Source organism: Streptomyces sp. NPDC020362 (assembly GCF_040642095.1).
Lineage (GTDB): Bacteria > Actinomycetota > Actinomycetes > Streptomycetales > Streptomycetaceae > Streptomyces.
Window position 1 is genome coordinate 1 of the sequence record NZ_JBFAET010000317.1, and the last position, 6,530, is coordinate 6,530.

At 70.8% G+C, this 6,530-nt stretch carries 5 protein-coding genes; 1 reads left to right on the forward strand and 4 read right to left on the reverse strand.

The window, feature by feature from the left end; all coding sequences use genetic code 11:
* Positions 1-765: 765 nt before the first annotated feature.
* From AB0H32_RS45650 to AB0H32_RS45665, 4 genes are all read right to left on the reverse strand, one after another.
* Positions 766-1,203 (reverse strand): ester cyclase, encoded by a 438-nt coding sequence (locus tag AB0H32_RS45650; protein WP_361134784.1) that lies wholly within the window; start codon positions 1,201-1,203, stop codon positions 766-768.
* Positions 1,204-1,446: 243 nt separating this feature from the next.
* On the reverse strand, positions 1,447-1,710 hold the full coding sequence (locus AB0H32_RS45655; RefSeq protein WP_361134787.1) for a hypothetical protein: 264 nt from the start codon (positions 1,708-1,710) through the stop codon (positions 1,447-1,449).
* 983 nt (positions 1,711-2,693) lie between these two features.
* Entirely contained in the window at positions 2,694-4,037 is a 1,344-nt protein-coding gene (locus tag AB0H32_RS45660) for a carotenoid oxygenase family protein (RefSeq protein WP_361134790.1), read from the reverse strand.
* Positions 4,034-5,314 (reverse strand): MFS transporter, encoded by a 1,281-nt coding sequence (locus AB0H32_RS45665; protein WP_361134793.1) that lies wholly within the window; start codon positions 5,312-5,314, stop codon positions 4,034-4,036. Before AB0H32_RS45665 ends, AB0H32_RS45660 begins: the two co-directional genes overlap by 4 nt.
* Positions 5,315-5,450: 136 nt before the next feature.
* On the opposite strand from AB0H32_RS45665, the gene AB0H32_RS45670 reads away from it, so the two are divergent.
* A partial coding sequence (locus tag AB0H32_RS45670) for an AAA family ATPase (protein WP_361134796.1) occupies positions 5,451-6,530 on the forward strand: 1,080 nt, incomplete at its 3' end.

Sequence of the window (6,530 nt, forward strand, 5' to 3'; positions counted from 1 at the left end):
ACGAAGATGATCGCGGCCAGGGCCTCGCGATCATCGGCCCCGGCCGCCACCTTGCGGGCGCTTCACCTCTGTCGGTGGCACCACCCGCCGGAACAGCGCCCACGACTCATCGGGGACCAGGCGCTCAACCGGACACTCCATGCAGTGTTCAACGAACCGCTCTCGCCATCAGGAGCGGCGCCTTAGAGAGGATCTACCGTGGCCTCGGACCACGACATGCTGTGGCGTCGCTGCGCGCACCTGGGCCGCGTTCTGCTGCCGCTGGTGGACCAGGAGCCCTGCCGCCATACCCGTCGCCACGAGAACCTGCGGACCTGGGGCATCGACATTGCGGAAGGGGAGCGGCTGATCGAGGTCTTCGCTGCCCTGACCGCCCACGCCGTCGCGGCCGACACTGCCGTGTCCACCGCAGAATTCGACGCCCTACCCCTCACGCCTTGGCCGACCCGGCGACTGGCAAGCGCGACATCGAACTGCCCGCCGGGCTCCCGGGCACCTTCGCCGACGACCGTGACGGACCGGCCGTCGACCGCCTGGGTCGCCCGCGTGGGTCCCGTCAAGGGCCGGCTCCGGGGCGCTGTTTCGGCCCGTGTGGCTCCTGCCCCCAATCCGCCCTTGGGCCCTGTGCGGGCCGTAGATGACCTGCGTGGGCGTGCGGCGGACTCGGGGCGTGTGATCGGGGGAGCCTTCGGATGTACGGGCCCGGCCCGCGCCGCACTGGTGACGGTGCGGCGCGAGCGGTTCGGCAAGCGGGCTGCCCGCTGTTCAGGACAGTTCGCGGACACCGAGTTGCTGCACGAACAGCAGGCTGTCGGCGTTGGCCCAGTACTCGGTGAGCATGCCGTCCTTGATCAGTAGGGTGTCCGTGCCGGTGAAGTGGACGCGGTTGCCCACGGCGTCATCGGACGCGCCCGGGAAACCTCCGGCGTAGGTGCCTTCGGCTGCCCAGCGGACCACCAGGTAGTCGTCAGTGGCGATCGGGCCGACTGTGATCTCGAAGCTGAGGTCACGCAGGATGGTGTGGATGCCGGCCACCCAGCCGTTCAGGCCCTCACGGCCGTGCACAGTGTCGTCGCCAGACCCGGTGATGGGGGCGGCGTGCGCGACGAAGTCAGGGGCGATGATCTTGTCGGTCTGGGACAGGTCGTTGTTCCACAGGTTCCTCCACGGCTCGGCGAGCAGGGCGTTGGCGGAAGCGGACATGGCAGTTCTCCTTCGTGGTGATCGGGGTTTCCTGCAGGACATGCGGCGCGCGGTCTTTGCCGTTCGCCACAGGCTGTGGGGTGCCGCGACTGGCTGCGGCTTCAGGGGCGTCCCTCGGCGCAGCGGGTGAGGACCGTGTCGATCCAGTCGAAGGCGTGCTGGTGAAGGCGAGCATCGCGCCCTCGTGGCAGTGTTCGCCCGCGCCCTCGGCGTCGGTGAGCAGGATGTGCCGGTAGGAGCAGGTCAGGGCTTCGGTGAGGCGCTGCGCCTTGCCTCGGAAGGTCGCGTCGTTCTGCGCCTCGAGCACCAGCACGGGCAGCTGATCTGCTGCGCGACGCCGCGCAGGGTGTAGCCGCGGGTCTTGCGCAGCAGTTCGCCGTGGCTGTCGGCATCGAACGCCCACATCCCGTTGCGCACGAACCAACGCATCCCGGTGGCGGCCGCCATGGGACGGGCGAGCGCCTGGTCCACGATGTCGTCCTCGCCGCGCAGGGCTGCGTCGACCACGCCGACCGGCAGGATCCGCCATGCCGACTCGTGTGCGTCGAAGATGGCGTCGTGCAGGACGACGGCAGCCGACCGGTGTTCGAAGGCCGCTGGCGCGCGCGGAGGACTCCGAGCGAGCTGGTGCCCGTCAAAACCAGACGTTCGATGCCCACCTCACGGCGCTCGACTGCGAAGTGGACCACCGCCGAGCCGACCGTCTCCCACTCCGGCCGGAACGTCAGTCCCTGATCACGCAGCGCCGATCCCTGCCCAGGCCCGTCGAACGCCAGACAGTTGTAGCCGCGCCGCACCGCGGTCGCCGCCACCGCGAAATAGCCCTCTTCCAGCACCGAGTCGTGCCCGCCGTGGTAGATCAGCGTCGGGCGCGGCTCACCGGAGTCGTCCGGCCGGCACAGGGAGCCGGGCAGTGTGGCCCCCTCGAAGGGGATGGACACCGGTTCGGCCGGGTGGACCGGCAAAGCAACGGCCGCCGCGAAGGTCTCGCGGACCCGCCCGCTCAGGAACGCCACCTCCGCGTCGTGGGCAGGGTCCTCGCGCAGGTAGGAGTCCGCCGTGCGGAAGGTAACGGCTCGCCCGCAGCAGGGCATCCCGGGCGCTGACCTTGTGGCCTGCCTCCAGCGAGGTCCGGCCGACCCCGCGGAGCCGCTCGGCGAGTGCCTTCCACTGCTTGTGCCATGCCGCCTCGTCGCCTTCGGCCATCGCGTGTGCCGTGACCAGTACCTCGCCGAGGTCGGCGCCGCCGTACACGGCGTAGCCGGTGGTGCGCAGCACCTCGAAGGAAGACGCCTCGCTCTCGAACAGGAACTTCATGGTGGCTCCAGAGCTTGCTGTTGATGAACTGCGCGGTGCCGCCGTCGAGGTCGATACCGGCGCCGTCTTCGGGTCTCCTGGCGGAGTTGCTGCTGAAACGGCTGCTGCGGTGGCGTTGGACCGCGGGTCGCTGCTGCGGGGGAACCAGCGGCGGCCCGGGCGGCTGGGGCGGGTCAGGCAGGCAGTTCGGAATCGGGGATCCAGTGGCCGTGGATGCCGGCGGGCACCCTGCGGGGGAGTTCGACGGCGGCCACGGTGCTCAGGTCGCTCGCGTCCAGGACGAGCAGCTCCGAGGCGTCGGCCTTGAGGTCGCTGACGATGGTGAGCAGGTAGCCGTCGTCCTCGGCGGTCCCGCCCTCGGCGGGCGCGAAGACGGCCTCGCCGGGCATCCGGCCCTCGCCGTGCGCGAGCAGCTTCTCCTGGCCGGTCTGTGTGTCGAACTTGACGGTGTGGTAACCCGACAGGCCGGCGCCGGGGAAGGCGATGGCGTAGCTGTAGCGGTAGGCCGAACCGGTGTGGGCGTCGTTGATCGACGGGAACTCGGTGGCCAGGTCGTTGAGGGACCCAGTGGTGACCTGGCCCGTGGCCGGGTCCATGATCCACCGGTAGAAGGTCGAGCCGGCGTCCGGGCTGGTGCCGTAGCCGGGAGCGCCGACCCACCACTTCCACGAACTCTCCCAGGCGGAACGGTCGAAGCACGGTGCTTCGAGGACGATCCGGCCCTGCACGTCGGTGTAGGCGTTGGTGACGTGCAACAGCGCCGCCTGGTCGGCCACCTCGAACCAGGTGGTCCTGCCCCCGGCACGCGGCATCACGCCGATGCGCAGCGGGACGTCGTCGTGCCAGCGGTAGGGGATGCCGGACTGCTCGGCGTGGTCGAAGACCACCGGCGAGTTGATGAAGACGACGTGCTCGCGGGTGATGGCGAAGTCGTGCATGAGCGACGGGCCGGAGCCGTCGATGACCTCCGACCTGACGATGTCGCCGGAGGCGTCGGCCACGTAGTAGGTCAGGTACGGCGGGAAGGGGCTGTAGCTGAAGAAGTGCAGCTCGCCGGTCTCCGGGTCCTCTTTGGGGTGGGCGGTCATCGCGCTGGTGAGCTTGCCACCGAAGTCGTGGACGCCGATCGTGTCGAGGTCGGCGCTGACTTCCCAGGGCAGGTTGGCCTCCTGCAGGGCCAGGTAGCGGCCCCCGTGGAAGATGATGTTGGTGGCGGCGGCGCTGACTTCGAGCTCGGTTCCGGTGAACGGCACGCCGTCCAGGAAGGGGGTGCGCACCCAGCGGTTGCGGTACCACTCGGCCCGGCCGCCCGTGAGGCGGACGCCGTGGATCATGCCGTCGCCGCGGAACCAGTGGGTGGGGGTGATGCCCGGCTTGGGGTTGTGGCCGTTGCGGAAGTAGCGGCCGTTCAGCTCGGGCGGGAGGGTGCCGCGCACCTTCAGCTCGCGGCCGGTGATCTCGTCGGTGACGGGGGTGAAGTGGCCGGTGATGTACGGCTTGTTCAGCATCATGGTCATGCCTTTCGCGTCGAGAGAGCCGAGATGAGCAGGGTCAGGGCGGCGCAGGCCAGGAAGGCCGAGCCGGAGGAGGGGAGCAGGGTCAGGAAGGACAGGCCGATGGCTCCGCCGATCTGCCGGGTGGCGTTGACCAGCCCGCCGGCCAGGCCGTTGTCGGTGGCCGGGACGCCCGTGGAGGACATCGCGGTGAGTCGGACGAAGGCCACTCCCAGCCCGATGCCGATGAGGAGCGTCGGGCCGAGCAGGTCCACAGGGAAGGTGCCGTCAGCCGGGGTTCGGGACAGCCAGGCCAGTCCGGCCGCGAGGACCAGCAGGCCCACGGGGAGCACCTGGCGGCCGGAGACTTTGCCGGTGGCCCACGACGAGAGGGTGATCACGAGGGCGAGGGGAAGCTGGGTCAGCCCGGCCTCCAAGGGCGAGTAGCCGAGAGTGCGTTGCTGGTAGAGGGGCAGGAAGTAGAACAGGCCGAGCCAGACCGCGCCCAGCAGGGCCATCAGCACGTTGGGCACCGCCACCACGCTCATGCGCGCCGGCAGCAGTGGGTCGGCGGCGCGGCGCTGGAGCACCACGAACAGGCCGAGCAGAGCCAGCCCGATCACGGCGAGCGGCCAAGGGCCCGACAGGCCGTAGGTGAGCGCGACCAGCCCCGCCGTCACCGTCACCGCGCCCGGCGCGTCCAGGCTTCCGCCGCGCGGCCGGTCGGCCCCGACCAGCAGCCAGGTGGCCAGCAGGACAGCCAGGGCGAGGGGCACCATGACGACGAACACCGCACGCCAGCCGTACACGCTGGTGAGCAGCCCGCTCAACAGCACGCCCGCCGCCCCGCCGGCACCGGAGACCGCGCCCCACACCCCGAGCGCGGTGCCACGCCGCTCCCTGCCGGGATAGATCGTCAGCACAAGGGCCAGCGCCGTGGGCGCCAGCAGCGCGGCGCCGATTCCCTGAACTGCCCTGCAGGCGATCAGCACGATCGCCGTGGGCGCCAGTGCCGCGCCCAGGGAGGAGAGTGCGAACAGGCCGATGCCGAGCAGAAACACGCGGCGAAGGCCGTATACGTCGCCTGCGCGCCCGCCCGGCAGCAACAGCGCGCCGAAGACCAGTACGTAGGCGTTGACCGCCCACGCCTGGCCCGTGCCCGACAGATCAAGCCCGGACCGGATCTGGGGCAGGGCGACGTTCACGATCGAAGTGCTCAGCACGACCAGGAACTGGGCCGTGGCCAGAACCGCCAGCGATGTCCAGCCGGTGGCGGTCGGTTGCCTTGCGGTGCGGGTCATGACTCGACACTCGCAGCGGGCGCCCGCCGCTCGCGTCGGTAATCATTGCCTATACGACCCTTTGCGGGACGGCTTCTGGGCCACTGGAGTCTGCCTTGGATTCCCCTGCGGCGCACAACCGCATAGGTTTTCGGACATGCCCGAGACATACACGGATGAGCTGATCGGTCGTCATGACGAGATACGCCAGCTCGACGCCCTGCTCCAAGCGGCACGGGAGGGCCGGGGCGGCGCCCTGGTCCTGCGCGGTGAGCCGGGCATCGGCAAGAGCGCGCTGCTGCGTCACCTGGACGAGGCCGCGACCGGATTCCTCGTCATGCGGGCGTCCGGCGCGGAGTTCGAGACAGAGCTGCCGTTCGCCGCGCTGCACCAGTTGCTCGCGCCCGTCACCGGCCGGCTGATGGCGCTGCCTGCTCAGCACCGCAAGGCGCTGGAGATCGCCTTCGGCCTCAACACCGGCACACCCGATCCGTTCCTGGTCGGCGTCGCGTCGCTGGGCCTCCTGGCGGAGACCGTGCGGGAACGCCCGCTCCTGTGCGTCGTCGACGACGCACAATGGCTGGACCAGGCATCGGCCAAGGCGCTGGCCTTCCTGGCCCGCCGGATCTCGGCCGAGTCGATCGCCCTCGTGTTCGCGGTGCGCAAGCCGAGCCGCCTGCCCGAGCTGGACGAGCTGCCAGGCCATTCGCTTCAGGGTCTTGGCGAATCGGATGCCCGCGCGCTGCTGGCCGCGGCGGTCCGCGCCCCGTTGGACGAGCGGGTGCGCGACCGCATCCTGGCCGAGGCACGCGGCAACCCACTGGCGCTGGTGGAGCTTCCCAGGACCGCCGGACTCGCCGGAATGGCGGGCGGATTCGCCCAGCCCGACTCGGTGCCCGACGTGATCGAGCACAGCTTCCGGTCCCGGCTGGAGCTCCTGCCCCCGGCGGCCCGGCTGCTGGTGACCGTCGCCGCCGCCGACCCGACCGGCGACCCCGGCCTGCTGTGGCGCGCGGCCGAACTCCTCGGCATCGACGCGGCTGCCGCACGACAGTCCGTCCCGCTGGTCGAGTTCGGCACCCGGATACGCTTCAGCCACCCCCTCGCCCGCTCGGCCGCCTACCGAGCAGCGACGCCCGAGGAGCGGCGCAGGGCGCACGAGGCTCTGGCCGCCGTGACCGACCCGGTCGCCGACCCCGACCGGCAGGCCTGGCATCGCGCCCAGGCCAGTGCCGGC

Bases quoted from the DNA above. Each gene is read 5' to 3' on its own strand.
- AB0H32_RS45650 (WP_361134784.1), bottom strand. From the start codon at position 1,203: ATGTCCGCTTCCGCCAACGCCCTGCTCGCCGAGCCGTGGAGGAACCTG.
- AB0H32_RS45665 (WP_361134793.1), bottom strand. From the start codon at position 5,314: ATGACCCGCACCGCAAGGCAACCGACCGCCACCGGCTGGACATCGCTG.
- AB0H32_RS45660 (WP_361134790.1), bottom strand. From the start codon at position 4,037: ATGACCATGATGCTGAACAAGCCGTACATCACCGGCCACTTCACCCCC.